General features: G+C 70.6%; 15 protein-coding genes. 13 read left to right on the forward strand and 2 right to left on the reverse strand.

Annotated elements, in window-relative coordinates:
• Positions 1 to 13 precede the first annotated feature (13 nt).
• From hisD to FXO23_RS50820, 4 genes are read left to right on the forward strand one after another with little or no spacing between them, the layout of a single operon-like run.
• Positions 14 to 1,339 (forward strand): histidinol dehydrogenase, encoded by a 1,326-nt coding sequence (hisD, locus tag FXO23_RS27660; protein ID WP_158888379.1) that lies wholly within the window; start codon positions 14 to 16, stop codon positions 1,337 to 1,339.
• A complete protein-coding gene (locus tag FXO23_RS27665) occupies positions 1,336 to 2,436 on the forward strand; it encodes a histidinol-phosphate transaminase (protein WP_158888380.1) in 1,101 nt (366 codons plus the stop codon). Before hisD ends, FXO23_RS27665 begins: the two co-directional genes overlap by 4 nt.
• Positions 2,433 to 3,032 (forward strand): imidazoleglycerol-phosphate dehydratase HisB, encoded by a 600-nt coding sequence (gene hisB / locus FXO23_RS27670; protein ID WP_158888381.1) that lies wholly within the window; start codon positions 2,433 to 2,435, stop codon positions 3,030 to 3,032. The genes FXO23_RS27665 and hisB overlap by 4 nt, the downstream gene beginning before the upstream one ends.
• Complete coding sequence (locus FXO23_RS50820; RefSeq protein WP_179956889.1) at positions 3,033 to 3,188, forward strand: hypothetical protein; 156 nt, start codon at positions 3,033 to 3,035, stop codon at positions 3,186 to 3,188. It abuts the gene before it with no gap.
• Here FXO23_RS50820 and FXO23_RS27675 read toward each other — a convergent pair.
• The gene (locus FXO23_RS27675) at positions 3,185 to 5,383 is read right to left on the reverse strand and encodes an MMPL family transporter (RefSeq protein WP_158888382.1); all 2,199 of its coding nucleotides are present in this window, start codon (positions 5,381 to 5,383) and stop codon (positions 3,185 to 3,187) included. The two genes, FXO23_RS50820 and FXO23_RS27675, sit on opposite strands and share 4 nt — an antisense overlap.
• Positions 5,384 to 5,580: 197 nt before the next feature.
• Between FXO23_RS27675 and FXO23_RS27680 the strand changes: the two genes are divergently transcribed.
• From FXO23_RS27680 to FXO23_RS27690, 3 genes are all read left to right on the forward strand, one after another.
• Positions 5,581 to 6,159 carry a TetR/AcrR family transcriptional regulator gene (locus FXO23_RS27680; RefSeq protein WP_158888383.1) on the forward strand — a complete coding sequence of 193 codons (579 nt, stop codon included), beginning with the start codon at positions 5,581 to 5,583 and terminating at the stop codon, positions 6,157 to 6,159.
• A 105-nt stretch (positions 6,160 to 6,264) separates the two neighbouring features.
• Positions 6,265 to 6,684 carry a hypothetical protein gene (locus FXO23_RS27685; protein WP_158888384.1) on the forward strand — a complete coding sequence of 140 codons (420 nt, stop codon included), beginning with the start codon at positions 6,265 to 6,267 and terminating at the stop codon, positions 6,682 to 6,684.
• Between the two features lie 111 nt (positions 6,685 to 6,795).
• Positions 6,796 to 8,916, forward strand: coding sequence for a (Fe-S)-binding protein (locus FXO23_RS27690; RefSeq protein ID WP_158888385.1), 2,121 nt, complete (start codon positions 6,796 to 6,798; stop codon positions 8,914 to 8,916).
• 80 nt (positions 8,917 to 8,996) lie between these two features.
• Here FXO23_RS27690 and FXO23_RS27695 read toward each other — a convergent pair whose 3' ends face one another.
• Entirely contained in the window at positions 8,997 to 9,977 is a 981-nt protein-coding gene (locus FXO23_RS27695) for a pirin family protein (RefSeq protein ID WP_158888386.1), read from the reverse strand.
• 44 nt (positions 9,978 to 10,021) lie between these two features.
• On the opposite strand from FXO23_RS27695, the gene FXO23_RS27700 reads away from it, so the two are divergent.
• The 6 genes from FXO23_RS27700 to FXO23_RS27725 all read left to right on the forward strand — a co-directional run bounded on the left by FXO23_RS27700 (position 10,022) and on the right by FXO23_RS27725 (position 15,498).
• Positions 10,022 to 10,471 carry a MarR family winged helix-turn-helix transcriptional regulator gene (locus FXO23_RS27700; RefSeq protein WP_158888387.1) on the forward strand — a complete coding sequence of 150 codons (450 nt, stop codon included), beginning with the start codon at positions 10,022 to 10,024 and terminating at the stop codon, positions 10,469 to 10,471.
• 99 nt (positions 10,472 to 10,570) lie between these two features.
• Positions 10,571 to 11,449: an LLM class flavin-dependent oxidoreductase gene (locus tag FXO23_RS27705; protein WP_158888388.1), complete on the forward strand. Its 879-nt coding sequence runs from the start codon at positions 10,571 to 10,573 to the stop codon at positions 11,447 to 11,449.
• Between the two features lie 15 nt (positions 11,450 to 11,464).
• Positions 11,465 to 12,652, forward strand: a complete 1,188-nt coding sequence (locus FXO23_RS27710; RefSeq protein ID WP_158888389.1) for a PucR family transcriptional regulator — start codon at positions 11,465 to 11,467, stop codon at positions 12,650 to 12,652.
• Between the two features lie 71 nt (positions 12,653 to 12,723).
• A complete protein-coding gene (locus FXO23_RS27715; RefSeq protein ID WP_158888390.1) occupies positions 12,724 to 13,056 on the forward strand; it encodes a hypothetical protein in 333 nt (110 codons plus the stop codon).
• 52 nt (positions 13,057 to 13,108) lie between these two features.
• Positions 13,109 to 14,338 carry a cation:proton antiporter gene (locus FXO23_RS27720; protein ID WP_158888391.1) on the forward strand — a complete coding sequence of 410 codons (1,230 nt, stop codon included), beginning with the start codon at positions 13,109 to 13,111 and terminating at the stop codon, positions 14,336 to 14,338.
• Complete coding sequence (locus FXO23_RS27725; protein ID WP_158888392.1) at positions 14,335 to 15,498, forward strand: lactate 2-monooxygenase; 1,164 nt, start codon at positions 14,335 to 14,337, stop codon at positions 15,496 to 15,498. The genes FXO23_RS27720 and FXO23_RS27725 overlap by 4 nt, the downstream gene beginning before the upstream one ends.
• Positions 15,499 to 15,581: the final 83 nt, after the last annotated feature.

The following is a 15,581-nucleotide window of genomic DNA, read 5'->3' on the forward strand; positions in this document are numbered from 1 at the left end:
GTACCCTTGAGTCATGCTCAACCGCACCGACCTGCGTGGACGTGTCCCGTCAGCCGCCGAACTGCGCGCCACCCTGCCGCGCGCGGAGATCGACGTGGACGCCGCGCTGCATCAGGTGCGGCCGGTGGTGGACGCGGTGCGCGAACGCGGGGTCGACGCGGTGCTGGAGTACACCGAGCGCTTCGACCGGGTCCGCCCGGACACCGTGCGGGTGCCCGCCGCGGAACTCGACCGGGCACTGTCCGAACTGGACGGAGGCGTGCGGGCGGCCCTGGAGGAGTCGATCGTCCGCGCGCGCAAGGTGCACGCCGACCAGCGCCGCGCCGACGTGACCACCACCGTGGTGGACGGCGGCACGGTGACCGAGCGCTGGGTGCCGATGGAACGCGTCGGCCTCTACGCTCCCGGCGGGCTCGCCGTCTACCCGTCCAGCGTGGTGATGAACGTCGTCCCGGCGCAGGCCGCCGGGGTCGGTTCGCTGGTGCTGTGCTCGCCGCCGCAGGCCGAGTTCGGCGGGCGGCCGCACCCGACGATCCTCGCCGCCGCCGCGCTGCTCGGCGTGGACGAGGTGTGGGCCGTCGGCGGGGCGCAGGCGGTCGCGCTGCTGGCCTACGGCGGCACCGACACCGACGGCGCGCCGCTGGAGCCGGTCGACCTGGTCACCGGCCCGGGCAACATCTACCTCACCGCGGCCAAGCGCATGCTGCGCGGCGTGATCGGGATCGACTCCGAGGCGGGGCCGACCGAGATCGCCATCCTGGCCGACGAAACCGCCGATCCGGTGCACGTGGCCGCCGACCTGATCAGCCAGGCCGAGCACGACACCCTCGCGGCGAGCGTGCTGGTCACCACGTCCGCGGCGTTCGCGGACCGGGTGGACGCCGAGGTGGAACGCCGCGCCGCGGCCACCAAGCACAGCGAGCGCGTGACCCAAGCCTTGTCCGGCAAGCAGTCCGGCATCGTCCTGGTGTCCACAGTGGACGACGGGCTCAAGGTCGTGGACGCCTACGCGGCCGAGCACCTGGAGATCCAGACCGACCGGGCACGCGAGGTCGCCGCCCGGGTGCGCAACGCGGGCGCGGTGTTCGTCGGCCCGTACGCCCCGGTTTCGCTCGGCGACTACTGCGCGGGCTCGAACCACGTGCTGCCCACCGGCGGCTTCGCCCGGCATTCGTCCGGGCTGTCCGTGCAGAGCTTCCTGCGCGGCATCCACGTCGTCGACTACAGCGAGGCGGCCCTGCGCGAGGTCGCGGACAAGGTGGTCGCGCTGGCCAACGCGGAAGACCTGCCCGCGCACGGCGAAGCGGTGACCGCCCGATTCGGAGGGAAGACCGCATGACCCGCGCCGCCGAAGTAAGCCTCGAGGACTTGCCGCTGCGCGAGGACCTGCGCGGCCGCACGCCTTATGGCGCCCCGCAGCTGGACGTGCCGGTCCGGCTGAACACCAACGAGAACCCGTACCCGCCGCCGGACGCGCTGGTCGCGGACGTGACCGCAGCGGTCCGGGAAGCGGCGGCCGCGCTGCACCGCTACCCGGACCGGGCCGCGGTCGAACTGCGCCGGGACCTGGCCGACTACCTCTCGGTCTCCACCCGGGTGCTGCTGGACGAGCGCAATCTGTGGGCCGCCAACGGATCCAACGAAGTCCTCCAGCAGATCCTGCAGGCGTTCGGCGGGCCGGGCCGCAGCGCGCTCGGCTTCGAACCGTCCTATTCGATGCACCCGATCATCGCGGCCGGGACGCGCACCGACTGGGTGGCCACCCCGCGCCGGGACGATTTCACGCTGGACACCGCCGCGGCGGCGCGGATCGTCGCCGAACGGCAGCCGGACGTGGTGTTCCTGACCAGCCCCAACAACCCGACCGGCGGGTCGATCCCGTTCGCCGAACTGGCCGTGGTGCTGGACAACGCGCCGGGCATCGTCGTGGTGGACGAGGCCTACGCCGAGTTCTCCAGCCAGCCCAGCGCGATCGAACTGCTGGACGAGTACCCGGCGAAACTGATCGTGTCGCGGACGATGAGCAAGGCGTTCGCGTTCGCGGGCGGGCGGCTCGGTTACCTCGCGGCCGCCCCGGCCGTGGTGGACGCGCTGCAGCTCGTCCGGCTGCCGTACCACCTGTCGGCGCTGACCCAGGCCGCCGCGCGGGCGGCGCTGCGGCACGCCGACGCCACGCTCGCGTCGGTGGCGAAACTGGCCGCCGAACGCGACCGCGTGGTGGAAGCCTTGCTGGGCCTGGGTTTCACCCCGGTGCCCAGCGACGCCAACTTCGTCCTCTTCGGACGGTTCGCCGACGCGCCGGCCACCTGGAAGTCCTATTTGGACGCAGGCGTGCTGATCCGGGACGTCGGCATCGAGGGGCACCTGCGGGTGACCATCGGCACCCCCGAGGAGAACGACGCGTTCCTCGAAGCGAGCAAGGAGGTCGTCCGATGACGAGGGTGGGCAAGGTCGATCGGACCACCAAGGAGTCGTCGATCTCCGTGGTCCTCGACCTGGACGGCACCGGCGAGGTGGAGATCTCCACCGGCGTGCCGTTCTACGACCACATGCTGACCGCGTTCGGCGTGCACGGTTCGCTGGACCTGAAGGTCGACGCGACCGGTGACGTGGAGATCGACGCGCACCACACGGTCGAGGACACCGCGATAGTGCTGGGCCAGGCGATCCGGCAGGCGCTCGGCGACAAGACGGGCATCCGCCGGTTCGGCGACGCCTGGATCCCGATGGACGAAACCCTGGCGCACGCCGCGATCGACGTGTCCGGCCGCCCGTACTGCGTGCACCTGGGCGAACCGGAGCAGTTCAACGCGTTCACCATCGGCGGGAACTACCCGTTCGTGCTGACCCGGCACGTGTTCGACTCGCTGTCCTTCCACGCGCAGATCGCGTTGCACGTGCGCGTGCTGCACGGCCGGGATCCGCACCACATCGCCGAAGCCCAGTACAAGGCGGTCGCCCGGGCACTGCGCGCCGCCACCGAACCCGATCCACGAGCGGGCGGCATCCCGTCCACGAAGGGTGTGCTGTAGGTGTCGAAAGAGATCGTCGCCCTCATCCTGCTGGCGGTCGCCGGGTTCCTCATCGGCGGCGTGTACAGCACCTGGAAGACCGTGAAGTGGCTGGCGATCGTGCTCGGCGCCGCCGCCGCTCTCGCGGTCGGCGGCGCCGTCGTCTGGCTGACCTAACGCCCGGCGGGCTCCAGCACCTTTTCGTCCGGTTCGTGCCCATCGCCGAGCCGGCGGGTCAGGCCCTCACCTTCGACGTCCACATTGGGCAGTGCGCGGTCCAGCCACTTCGGCAGCCACCACGCGCCCTTCCCGAGCAGGGACATGACCGCGGGCACGATCGTCATCCGGACCACGAACGCGTCCACCAGCACGCCGAACGCGAGCGCGAACCCGATCGACTGGATCAGCGCCTGCTCGGCGAGCACGAACCCGGCGAACACGCTGATCATGATGAGCGCGGCGGCCACCACGACCCGGGAACCGTGCCGGAAACCGGTGACCATGGCCCGGTCCGGTTCGGCGCCGTGCACGTGCTCCTCGCGCATCCGGGTGACCAGGAAGACCTGGTAGTCCATGGCCAGCCCGAACAGCACGCCGATCAGCAGGATCGGCAGCATGCTCATGATCGGGCCGGTGGACGCCACGCCGAGCACGTCGTTCAGCCAGCCCCACTGGAACACGGCGACGACCGCGCCGAACGTGGCGGCGACCGAGAGCAGGAATCCGGCGGTCGCCTTGAGCGGCACCACGACCGAGCGGAACACCAGCATCAGCAACACGAAGGCCAGGCCGACGATCAGCGCCAGGTAGGGGAGCAGCGCGCCGGAGAGCTTCTCCGACACGTCGATGTTGGCGGCGGTCTGGCCGGTGACCGACAGCTGGGCGCCGGTCGTGTCGCGCAGCCCGCCCGCCTGGCCGCGGATGTCGCCGACGAGCTGTTCGGTCTGCTCGCTGCTCGGCCCGCTCTTCGGGACCACGGTGAGCAGCGCGGTGTCGCCGGGCTGGTTGATCCGCGGCGGGGTCACCAGGGCGACATCGGGCAGCTTCGAGATCCGTTCGACCGCCTGGCGCACCGAGCCCTGCGGATCCTGGGCGTGTGCGGTGTCCACCACGACCATGAGCGGACCGTTCATGCCTTCGCCGAAGCTCGAGCTGACCAGGTGGTACGCCTTGCGCTGGCTGGACTCCGGTGCGGCGGTGCTGTCGTTCGGCAGGCCGAGCTGCATGTCCATGGCCGGAACCGCGACGATCAGCAAGCCGATCACGGACGCGAGCAGCACCGGAACCCGGTGCCGGGCCACGAAACCCGCCCACCGCTCGCCGTGGGTCGGCTTGGCCGCGTCGGCGCTCTCCTCGCGGGCCCGCTTGCCGAGCACCTTGCGCCCGGCGAAGCCCAGCACCGCGGGCAGCAGGGTCAGCGCGATCAGCACGGCGATGGCCACGGTGAGCGCGGCCGCGATGCCCATCTCGGCGAGGAACGGGATGCCGACGACGGTCAGCCCGGCCAGCGCGATGATCACGGTCAGCCCGGCGAAGACCACGGCCGATCCGGCGGTGCCGGTGGCCCGCGCCGCGGCCTGTTCGGGATCCCGGCCCTCGGCGAGTTCGTGGCGATAGCGGGAGACGATGAACAACGCGTAGTCGATCCCGACCGCCAGCCCGATCATCAGCGCCAGGATCGGGGTGTTCGCGTTCAGTTCGAGGAAGCCCGAGGCGATCGTGATCCCGGCCATCCCGACGCCGACGCCGACCAGCGCGGTCAGCAGCGGCAGCCCGGCCGCGACCAGGGAGCCGAAGGTGATCACCAGGACGAGCGCGGCGACCGCGACGCCGACGCCCTCGGTGGCCTGGGTTTCCGGCGCGCCCTGCATGGCGTCCCCGCCGAACTCCACCGCCAGGCCCGCCTGCCGGGCCGGATCCGCGGCCGCCTGGAGCGCGTCCCGGTCGGCGTCGGTCACCTCGAAGGCCTGCACGCGGTAGCTCACCTGGGCCAGCGCGACCCGCCCGTCCGGCGAGACCATCTTGGCCTGCAGGGGATCGACGACGCTCGCGACCTGCGGCGCGGACTTCAGCTTGGCGACCACCTGTTCGACGGCCGCCTGGTTCGCCGGGGTGGTCAGGCTCTGCCCCTCCGGCGCGGCGATGGCCACGCGTGCGGTCCCGCCGCCCGCCGAGGACTGCGGGAACTTCTCCTTGAGGTGGTCGATGGCTTGCTGCGATTCGGTGCCCGGGATGGAAACGGAGTTCGACATCTGACCGGACAGGGTGAGCGCGCCGAGCCCCAGCGCGAGCAGAACGGCGGTCCACACGGCGGCGACCAGCCACCTTTTGCGGAACGAGAACCGGCCGAGCCGGTACAGAAGTGTGGCCACGACAAGGACTCCGTTCGGGGCGAGCTGAAGCGCGTACCTCTTCGAAGCTAGCCAATCGGCTAGTGAGCTACAAGCCGATCGGCAAGTATGTGACTAGCCACACGGCTAGTGTGACGCTAGCCGTTCGGCTAGTGGATCGGCTTGCCGATCGGCCAGACGGCGGGGTAATGTCGGTTCGCTCGACGACGAGGAGTGCGATGACGACCGGAACGACCGTTGGGGCGCGCGAGGACACCAGGGCGCGCCTGCTGACCACGGCGCTGCGGTTGTTCACCGAGCACGGCGTCGAGGGCACCTCGCTGCAGATGATCGCCGACGCGCTCGGGGTGACCAAGGCGGCCGTCTACTACCACTTCAAGACCAAGGACGAGATCACCGAGGCGGTTACCGAACCGGTGCTGCGCGAGCTGTACGCGATCACCGAAGAGGCGGTGAAGCAACGCCGGCGGGGCGCGCAGATCGACCACATGCTGGCCGGTTTCGTCGACATCGTGGTGCGCCACCGCGCGCTGGTCGCGCTGTTCAGCAGCGACCCGGGCATCGCCCGGGCCATCGAGAAATCCCTGCACGGCGAGGAAAGCCTGAAGACCCGGCTGTTCTCCGTGCTGGCCGGGCCGGAACCGCGGATGGCCACGATCGTCGCCGTGCACGTCCTGCTGCCGGGGATCGCGCTCGCCGGGGGCGCGCCCGATCTCGCCGATCTGGACGACGAAAGCCTCCGCGAGCACCTGCTCGCCATCGGCCACAAGATGCTCGGCCGCCCACGCCGCCACTAGGCCGAACGGACGCACCCCGGGCCGACCGCACCCGGAAACCCTTGACAGCAAATGCGTGTCATAGGTCACACTGGCCGCACTGGTGGAATCAAGGAGGCTTCTCCCATGGTGCGGCCCGATGGTTATGCCTGTTTCTACTGCGCGCTTCCGGTCCGGCTGACCGGAGATCATCGGCATCCCGGTTACGGAATAGTTGATCATGTGGCCCCGGCGGTCCCGCCGATTGGTCCGGACGGGCTGCCCGATCTCCGTGTACTGCATCGGTTCTGTAACCGTGCGTTGAAGAGCCGGCTGGACAACGGGCAGTCCGGTTGCGGGCTCATCCTCCGCCGCGCGTGGCTGGGCTGGGCCACCGCCCAGTTCGAGGCCGGGGAGTCCGAAAAGCATTACGGCGCAAGGCATTATGAGCGGCTCGGGCTGCATCCGGACCAGCTCCGCAGCCCGCGCCTGTTCCCGAAGTACTGGCAGGTGCGCAAAATGCGCTGCGCGTCCCACGCCTGCCATTACTACGCCGTCGCGCGGTGATTTCCGGGCCGGAAAAATACGCTGAGTGATGCACTTCACAGCGTTGCCTACCACGGGGTAACGTCATCGCCTGCCTCACAGAGCGACAGCGGCGTGCGATGCGGAGGGCCCGTGGCGGTTCGGCTGATTCTCGGTCTCCTGATCACCGTGGTAGGACTGGCTTTCGCGGCGCACCGAGCGCGCTGGCTGTACCGCCTGGTGCGGTCCGGGCAGCCCGTCGAGGGGCGCACCGAGCACATCGGCGAGCGCGTCCGGACCCATCTGGCCGAGGTTTTCGGCCAGCGCAAGCTGTTGAAGTGGTCGGTGCCCGGTTTGGCCCACTTCTTCACGTTCTGGGGTTTCGTCATCCTCGCCTCGGTGTACCTCGAGGCCTACGGGAGCCTGTTCGACCACGACTTCCACATCCCGATCATCGGCCGGTGGGCCGTGCTGGGCTTCCTGCAGGACTTCATCGCGGTCGCGGTGTTCGTCTCGCTGGTCGTCTTCGCGATCATCCGGATCCGCCAGGCGCCCGCGCGCCGGGCCCGGGCTTCCCGGTTCTACGGTTCGCATCTCGGCGGCGCGTGGCTGATCCTGCTGATGATCTTCAACGTCGTCTGGACGATGTTCCTGTTCCGCGGTTCCTCGGCCGCGGTCGGCAACTTCCCCTACGACTCGGGGGCGTACGCCTCACTCGGCATCGGCGACCTGCTCGAGCCGCTGGGCGCGGGGACCAACGAGGTCCTGGAGACGATCGGGCTCCTGCTGCACATCGGCGTGATGCTGTCGTTCCTGATCATCGTGCTGCACTCCAAGCACCTGCACATCTTCCTGGCGCCGATCAACGTCACGGTCAAGCGCATGCCGGACGGGCTCGGCCCGCTGCTGCCGATGGAATCCGGCGGCAAGCCGATCGACTTCGAGGATCCGGGCGAGGACGACATCTTCGGCCGCGGCAAGATCGCGGACTTCACCTGGAAGGGCATGCTCGACTTCGCGACCTGCACCGAATGCGGTCGCTGCCAGAGCCAGTGCCCGGCCTGGCACACCGGGAAACCGCTGTCCCCCAAGCTGGTCATCATGGATCTGCGGGACCACCTGTTCAACGAGGCGCCGTACCTGTTGAACGGAAAGGATTCCCCGGACCACGAGGAGCGCCCCCTGGTCGGCCCGGAGAGCGACGGCGGCGTGATCGATCCGGACGTGCTGTGGTCGTGCACCACCTGCGGCGCCTGCGTCGAGCAGTGCCCGGTGGACATCGAGCACGTGGACCACATCGTCGACATGCGCCGCCACCAGGTGCTCATCGAATCGGCGTTCCCGACCGAGCTCGGCACGCTCTTCCGCAACCTGGAGAACAAGGGAAACCCCTGGGGCCAGAACAACAACGAGCGGATGGACTGGGCGAAGGACCTCGGCTTCGACGTGCCGGTGTGCGCGGGCGAGCTCGCCGAGGACACCGAGTACCTGTTCTGGATCGGCTGCGCCGGGGCGTTCGACGACAACGCGCGCAAGACCGTCCGCGCCACGGCCGAACTCCTGCACCACGCCGGGGTGAAGTACGAGGTGCTCGGCAAGGAGGAGACCTGCACCGGGGACCCGGCGCGCCGCTCCGGCAACGAGTTCCTGTTCCAGATGCTGGCCCAGCAGACCACCGAATCGCTGAACGCCGTGTTCGACGGCCGCGAACCGGGCCGCCGCAAGATCGTCACCACCTGCCCGCACTGCCTGAACACCCTCGGCCGCGAGTACCCGCAGCTCGACGGGCACTACGAGGTCGTGCACCACACCCAGCTGCTGAACCGCTTGGTGCGCGAGAAGAAACTGGTCCCGGTCACCCCGGTCGAGGGCACCACGGTCAACGGCGTCGGCCCGGTCGACGGGAAGCGGCTCACCTACCACGACCCGTGCTACCTCGGGCGGCACAACAAGGTGTACTCGCCGCCGCGCGAACTGGTCGAGGCCACCGGCGCCGAGCTCACCGAAATGCCCCGGCACGCGGACCGGTCGCTGTGCTGCGGCGCGGGCGGGGCGCGGATGTGGATGGAGGAGAAGATCGGGAAGCGGATCAACCTGGAACGGGTCGACGAGGCGATCGGCACCGAGGCGAGCACGATCGTCACCGGCTGCCCGTTCTGCAAGGTGATGATCTCCGACGGCCTTGTGCAGCGGCAGAGCGAGGACCTGGCCGCCGGCGTGGACGTCCGCGACGTCGCCCAGGTCCTCCTCGAATCCGTCCAGCGCGGCTCCTGACCTCCTGACGGGTGTCATGAGGGGACCCCTCCGGACGAAATTTGTCCGGAGGGGTCCCCTCATGGAAGTCCGGCTCGGGGTCAGGAGCCGTCGCCGAGGCGGCGGCCCGAGTGTTCGGCGGGGATCTGGCCCATCCGGCCGTGGCGGAAGTCGTCCACGGCTGCCAGGATCTCCTCCCGGGTGTTCATCACGAACGGTCCATATTGGACAACCGGTTCGCGCAGCGGCTGCCCGCCCAGCAGCAGGAACTCGAACTGGCCGGTGCGGTTGTCCTGGTGCGCGTCCGCGCGCACGGTGATCGCGTCCCCGGCGCCGAGGACCGCGAGCTGCCCGGTGTGCAGCGGTTTGCCTTCGGCGCCGGCGGCCCCCGATCCGGAGAGCACGTACACCAGCGCACTGAAGTCCGGCCGCCACGGGGTCCGCACCCGCGCGCCCGGGCTCAGCGAAACGTGCGCGTAGCTGATCGGCGTGTAGGTCAGCCCCGGGCCCTCGTGCCCGGCGAGGTCGCCCGCGATGAGCCGGATCAGCGCGCCGCCGTCGGCCGAGGTGAGCAGCTTCAGCCGGTCCGCCTTCAGGTCCTGGTACCGCGGGTCGACCATCTTCCGCGCGCGGGGCAGGTTCACCCACAGCTGCACGCCGTGGAACCAGCCGCCCTTGAGCACGAGTTCCTCGCTGGGCAGCTCGTCGTGCAGCACGCCGGAGCCGGCGGTCATCCACTGCGTGTCGCCCTCGCTGATCACCCCGCCACCACCGTGTGAATCGTGGTGCACGAGGGTGCCGTCCAGCACGTAGGTCACGGTCTCGAAGCCGCGGTGCGGGTGCCACGGCGCGCCCTTGGCCTCATGCGGTTCGTAGGCGACCTCGCCGAGGTGGTCGAGCAGGATGAACGGATCCGCCCCGGCCAGCTCGGCGCCGGGGAACGGGCGGCGCACCGCGAAGCCCGCGCCTTCCAGCTGCTGGTGCGCGGTGACGACCTGCCGGACCGGGCGGTCGGCGGCCTCGGGGAGCGGATCGGGTACCCGGGGGAGTACCAACAGGTCGGGCACGGTGATACCGGGCATGGTGTGATCCTTCCAGTGTTTCGTCAGGAGTGGAGGTGGCCGGGATGCCGCGGACCAGGCAGTCCGTATCGGCCTGGGAGTCGTTGTTCCGCGCTCAGGTTGCGGTGATGCGGCGGTTGCGGCGGGCGCACCGGAACGCCGAGATCTCGATGCGCGAGTACGACGTGCTGTACAACCTGTCCCGCTTCCCGGAGACCGGGTTGCGGCTGCACGAGCTGAACGAGCACATCCTGCTCGCCCAGCCGAGCCTGTCCCGGCTGGTCGAACGGATGGAGTCGGACGGCCTGGTCCGCCGGTTGCCGGACCCCGACGACAGGCGCGGGACCGTGGTGCGGCTCACCGAACGCGGCACCGCCGTCCAGCGCCGGGTCGGCACCGACCACGCGGCGGCCATCGGCAAGTACGTGGGCGGCGCGCTCACCGCCGACGAGCTGCGGACCCTGCAGCGGCTGTGCGACAAACTGCGGGCCGCGCAACGGGGAATCCCGGACTGACATGGTCCGCACCTCCGCCTGGTTCATGCGTTTGCATGGAATAGCACGCCGGGGCGCCCGGTTATTCCGGCTATCGGAAAGCGCGGCGAGGAGGGGCTCATGACCGACTTCGGCCGGGAGATCAAATCCGGTTACTTCCTGGTGCCCAACGCGGCGGACCCGCTCCTGGACACCGCGCGCGAGCTGGAGCGGCTGGGGTACGACTACCTCGCCGTCCAGGACCACCCGTACCAGCGGCGCTATGTCGACACGTGGTCCCTGATCGGGATGGTGCTCGGCGCGACCTCGCGCATCCACGTGTTCTCCGACGTCGCCAACCTGCCCCTGCGCCACCCCAGCGTGCTGGCCAAATCCGCGGCCAGTTTCGACCTGCTCTCCGGCGGGCGGTTCGACCTCGGCCTCGGCGCGGGCGCGTTCTGGGACGCGATCGAGGCCTACGGCGGCCCGCGGCGCACGCCGGGGGAGGCGCTGGCCGCCGAGGAGGAGGCGATCGCGGTCATCCGCGAGCTGTGGAGCGGGGAGCGCGACCTGCGGTTCGACGGCCGGTTCCACTCGCTGGCCGGTGCGGTTTCCGGACCGGTACCCAAGCGCCCGATCGGCATCTGGCTCGGTTCGGTCGGCCCGCGCGCCCTCGCGCTGACCGGGCGCGCGGCAGACGGCTGGATCATCTCCCTCTCCCGTGAGATCGCGCCGATCGCCGACAAGGTGGCGCGGCTGGACGAGGCCGCCCGGGAGGCGGGCCGGGACCCCGGCGAGATCCGCCGGATCCTCAACGTCAACGGCACGATCACCGGCGGGACCGCCGGGGGACTGCTCGACGGGCCGCCGCGGCAGTGGGTGGATGAGCTGACCGACCTCGCGGTGACCTACGGTTTTGACACGTTCGTGTTCTGGTCCGCGGCGCCGGGTGGCGAGCGGACGTTCGTCGAGGAGATCATCCCGGCGGTGCGCGAGCAGGTGGCCGAGGAGCGGGCGTAGACGCGGAGGTGGTGGATGGGTGATCTCGCCGAGCGCATGGCTCGGGAGCAGCTCAACCGGCTCGACGCGCTCACCGGCGACCTGGTCGACGAGATCCTCGTGGAGAACCCCGGTTACCACGAAGCGGCCCTGGTGTCGCTCGCCGAGCTCCGCCGCTCGTGCCGGGAGAACCTGCGGCGCGTGCTGCAACTGCTGGGCCACGAGGTGCCCGCCGGGGACGATCCGTTCGACGCGGCGATCCGCACCGGGGCCCGGCGCGCGGAACAGCAGGTTCCGCTGGATTCGGTGCTGAAGTCGTTCCGCCTCGGCGGCCGGGTGATCTGGCGCGCCCTGGTCCGGATGGCCAAGGAGGACGATCGCGCCGACCGCGACGAACTGCTGGACGTGGCCACCGCGGTGTGGAAGGTGGTGGACGACGCGTCCTCGGAGGTCGCCAAGGCCTATCGGCACACCGAACTGCGCATGCAGCAGCTCGACGAGCACCGGCGGCACGCGCTGATCGAGGACCTGCTCCGCGGTCGCGGCCGGGAAGCGGTGTTCGCCGCGCAGGCCGCGGCCGAACTCGGGCTGCCCGCGCGATCGGACTACCTCGTGCTGGTGGCCGCGCTGGCGGCGGACGGCACGCCGGGCCTCGCCATGCCGCAGGACGCGCTGGGTGTGCACGGCGTCCGTTCGGTCTGGCAGCCGCGCGGGCAGACCACGGTCGGCCTGGTGGCGCTCGAACGCCACGGCGTCGACCGGGTGCTGCACCTGCTCCGCGGCGGGGTGCGCGCAGGCGTCGGGGTGAGCCCGCGGGTGGCCGGGCTCGGCGAGGCCGGGACGGCGCACGAACTCGCCGTGCTCGCGCTGCGGACCGTGCCCGAGGGGGCGGCCCGGTTCGCCGAACTCGACCGGCACCTGCCGCAGGCGCTGGTCGCCCGCTCACCCGAACTCGCCGAACGCCTGGTCACCGGCGTCCTGGGCCCGCTGTTCGCGCTGCCGCACGGGGAGCGGGACGTGTTGCTGGACACCCTGGCCGCCTGGCTGGAGACCAGCGGATCCGCCGCGGCGACCGCGTCCCGGCTCTACTGCCACCGCAACACGGTGCTGAACCGCTTGCGGCGCTTGGAAAGCCTGCTCGGACGGTCCATGCAGACGCATGAGAGCTGCCTGACGCTGTCGCTCGCGCTCATCGCCGTCGAGGCGCGCGGCGATCGCGAGTGAGTCCATTGTGGACAAAGCGGTGCTATACCGTCTGGTATACTAGCCCCGGATGAAGTAGACGAAGGGGCTTTATGCGGCGGATCGGTGCGTGGCTTCCGCGGCACCGGTCTCTGCTCACCGCGGCGCTCCTGGCGTTGCTGCTTTTCACCCTGGCCACGCCGACCAATCCCTTCCACCACCCGCGGCACGGGTACGGCGGCGGAATCGAGGCCCTGGCCCAGCAGCCGTTGCCGCACTGCGCGCCCGCCGCGCCGCTCCCGGTCGCCGACCTCCCGCCCGCGGGTTCGGCGCCCCCGGAGTTCCGGTCGTTCGGTGTCGTTCGCGACCCCGCGCTCCGCCCGGTGCTCAGCCGCGCCCCGCGGTCCACCGGCGCACGGTCCCCGCCTCCAGCTCGCGCTCGCTGATTTCCCGTCCCGCCGCGGTTCGCGGCGGTTCCCGTCGTGCGCTGGAGGAAACGTGAATACCGGACATGCCCTGCTCGCCGTCGGCGGCGCCTTTCTCGCCGCCGGTGTCCTCGCCAGAGCCGGGGCCCGCATCGGGCTGCCGACCATCCCCCTGTTCATGCTGGCCGGATTCATCTTCGGCCCCAACACTCCTGGACTGTCCCTTGTGGACAATCCCGGCGAGCTGGGCGTGCTCGCCGGGCTCGGCCTGGTCTTCCTGCTGTTCTACCTCGGCCTCGAGTTCTCCCTGGACGATCTGGTCTCCGGCGGGCGCAAGCTCGTCCTGTCCGGGATGGGTTACCTGGTGCTCAACATCGGCGGCGGGCTCGCGTTCGGCTTCGCCCTCGGCTGGGGCACCCGGGAAGCCCTGGTGATCGCCGGGGTGGTCGGGATCTCCTCGTCGGCGATCGTCACCAAACTGCTGCTGGAAGCGCGCCGGATGAACAATCCGGAGTCCCGGCTGATCATGGGCATCATCGTGATCGAGGACCTGTTCCTCGCGCTGTACCTGGCGTTGCTGCAGCCCGTGCTGAGCGGCGCGGACAGCCTCGGCCCGGCGCTGGCCGACTTCGGCAAGGCGTTCGCGTTCCTGCTCGTGCTCGCCGCGCTGGCCCGCTGGGGTGGCCGGGTGGTGTCGAAGCTGTTCGGCTCCGCGGACGACGAGCTGCTCACCGTGTGCTTCGTCGGCGTCGCGGTGCTCGGCGCGGCGGTCGCCGAGGAGGTCGGGGTCTCCGACGCGATCGGCGCGTTCATGGTGGGCATGATGCTCGGCGGTTCGAAGGTCGCCCCGCGGATCCACAAGCTGGTGCTGCCGCTGCGGGACGCGTTCGGCGCGCTGTTCTTCTTCATCTTCGGTCTGAGCATCGACCCCGGGGCGGTGGGCACGGTCGTGGTGCCGGTGCTGATCGCCGTCGCGCTGACCGTAGTGCTGAACCTGGTGGCGGGCGCGTTCGCGGCCCGGCTGCACGCGTTCGACCGGCAGGCCGCGGTGAACATCGGGCTGACCGTGCTGACCCGGGGCGAGTTCTCGCTGGTGCTGGCGACGCTGGCCACCGCGGCCGGGCTGGACGAGCGGGTCACCCCGTTCGTCGCGGGCTACGTGCTGCTGCTCGCGATCGTCGGACCGCTCGCGGTGATCCGCTCGGAGAAGCTGACCAGACTGCTCCCGGCCCGGCTCTTCCGCGGACCCGTAGGCTACCGGCAGGTATCGCGGGCGGGGGGTGAACGAGGAGGTGTTGCGTGACCGAGCGATTCGGGAGCTACCAGAACGAGATCTACTTGCAGGGTCTCGGCGGGAGCAAACCGCCGTTCACCACCGATCCGAACAAGCTGGCGGCCGCCGCGGAGCGGGCGCTGGAGCCCGGACCGTTCGGTTACGTGGCGGGCGCGGCCGGTTCCGGTGCCACCGATCGCGCCAACCGCGCGGCGTTCGACCGGTGGAAACTGGTGCCCCGCATGCTCACCGACGCGACCGACCGTGACCTGTCGGCCACGGTCCTGGGTACCGAACTGCCCGCGCCGGTGCTGCTCGCGCCGATCGGCGTGCAGTCCATTGTGCACGCCGACGCGGAGCTGGCGACCGCCCGCGCCGCGGCCTCGCTGGGCGTGCCGATGGTCCTGTCCACCGCGGCGTCGCACACGATCGAACAGGTGGCGGAGGCGAACGCCGCCGGGCCGCGCTGGTTCCAGCTGTACTGGCCGTCCGAACCGGACGTCTGCGCGAGCCTGCTGTCCCGTGCGAAGAAGGCCGGGTTCGACACGCTCGTGGTCACTTTGGACACCTGGACGCTCGCCTGGCGGCCGACCGATCTCGACCAGACCTACCTGCCGTTCCTGAACGGGGAGGGCGTGGCGATCCCGTTCTCCGATCCGGCCTTCCGCGGCCTGCTGGAGAGGACGCCCGAGGAGGACCCGCCCGCGGCGATCCTGCGCTGGATCGCGATGGTCACCGGGACCGACAAGGGCTGGAACCAGCTGTCCTTCCTGCGGGAGCACTGGGACGGGCCGATCGTCCTCAAGGGCATCCAGCACCCCGACGACGCGCGCCGCGCGGTGGACGCCGGGATGGACGGCGTGGTGGTGTCCAACCACGGCGGCCGCCAGGTCGACGGCGCGATCGGTTCGCTGGAGGCGTTGCCCGCGATCGCCAACGCGGTGGGGGACCGGATCGAGGTGCTGTTCGACTCCGGGATCCGGACCGGTGCGGACGTGCTCAAGGCGCTCGCCCTCGGCGCCAAGGCCGTGCTGCTCGGGCGGCCGTACGTGTACGGGCTCGCGCTCGCCGGGGAAGACGGGGTGCGGCACGTGCTGCGGGGCCTGCTCGCCGATCTGGACCTGACCCTGGGCCTGTCCGGGCACCGGACGATCGCCGACCTGACCCCGGATTCGCTGGTCCGAAACTGATTCGGAACTGGCGGGAACCGATCCGATCCTGCCACCGTCGAAGCGCCGCGCGCGATCATCTCCGATCGCGGTGTTCAGGAGGT

The sequence above is a fragment of the Amycolatopsis anabasis genome (genome assembly GCF_009765355.1).
Classification (GTDB): domain Bacteria; phylum Actinomycetota; class Actinomycetes; order Mycobacteriales; family Pseudonocardiaceae; genus Amycolatopsis; species Amycolatopsis anabasis.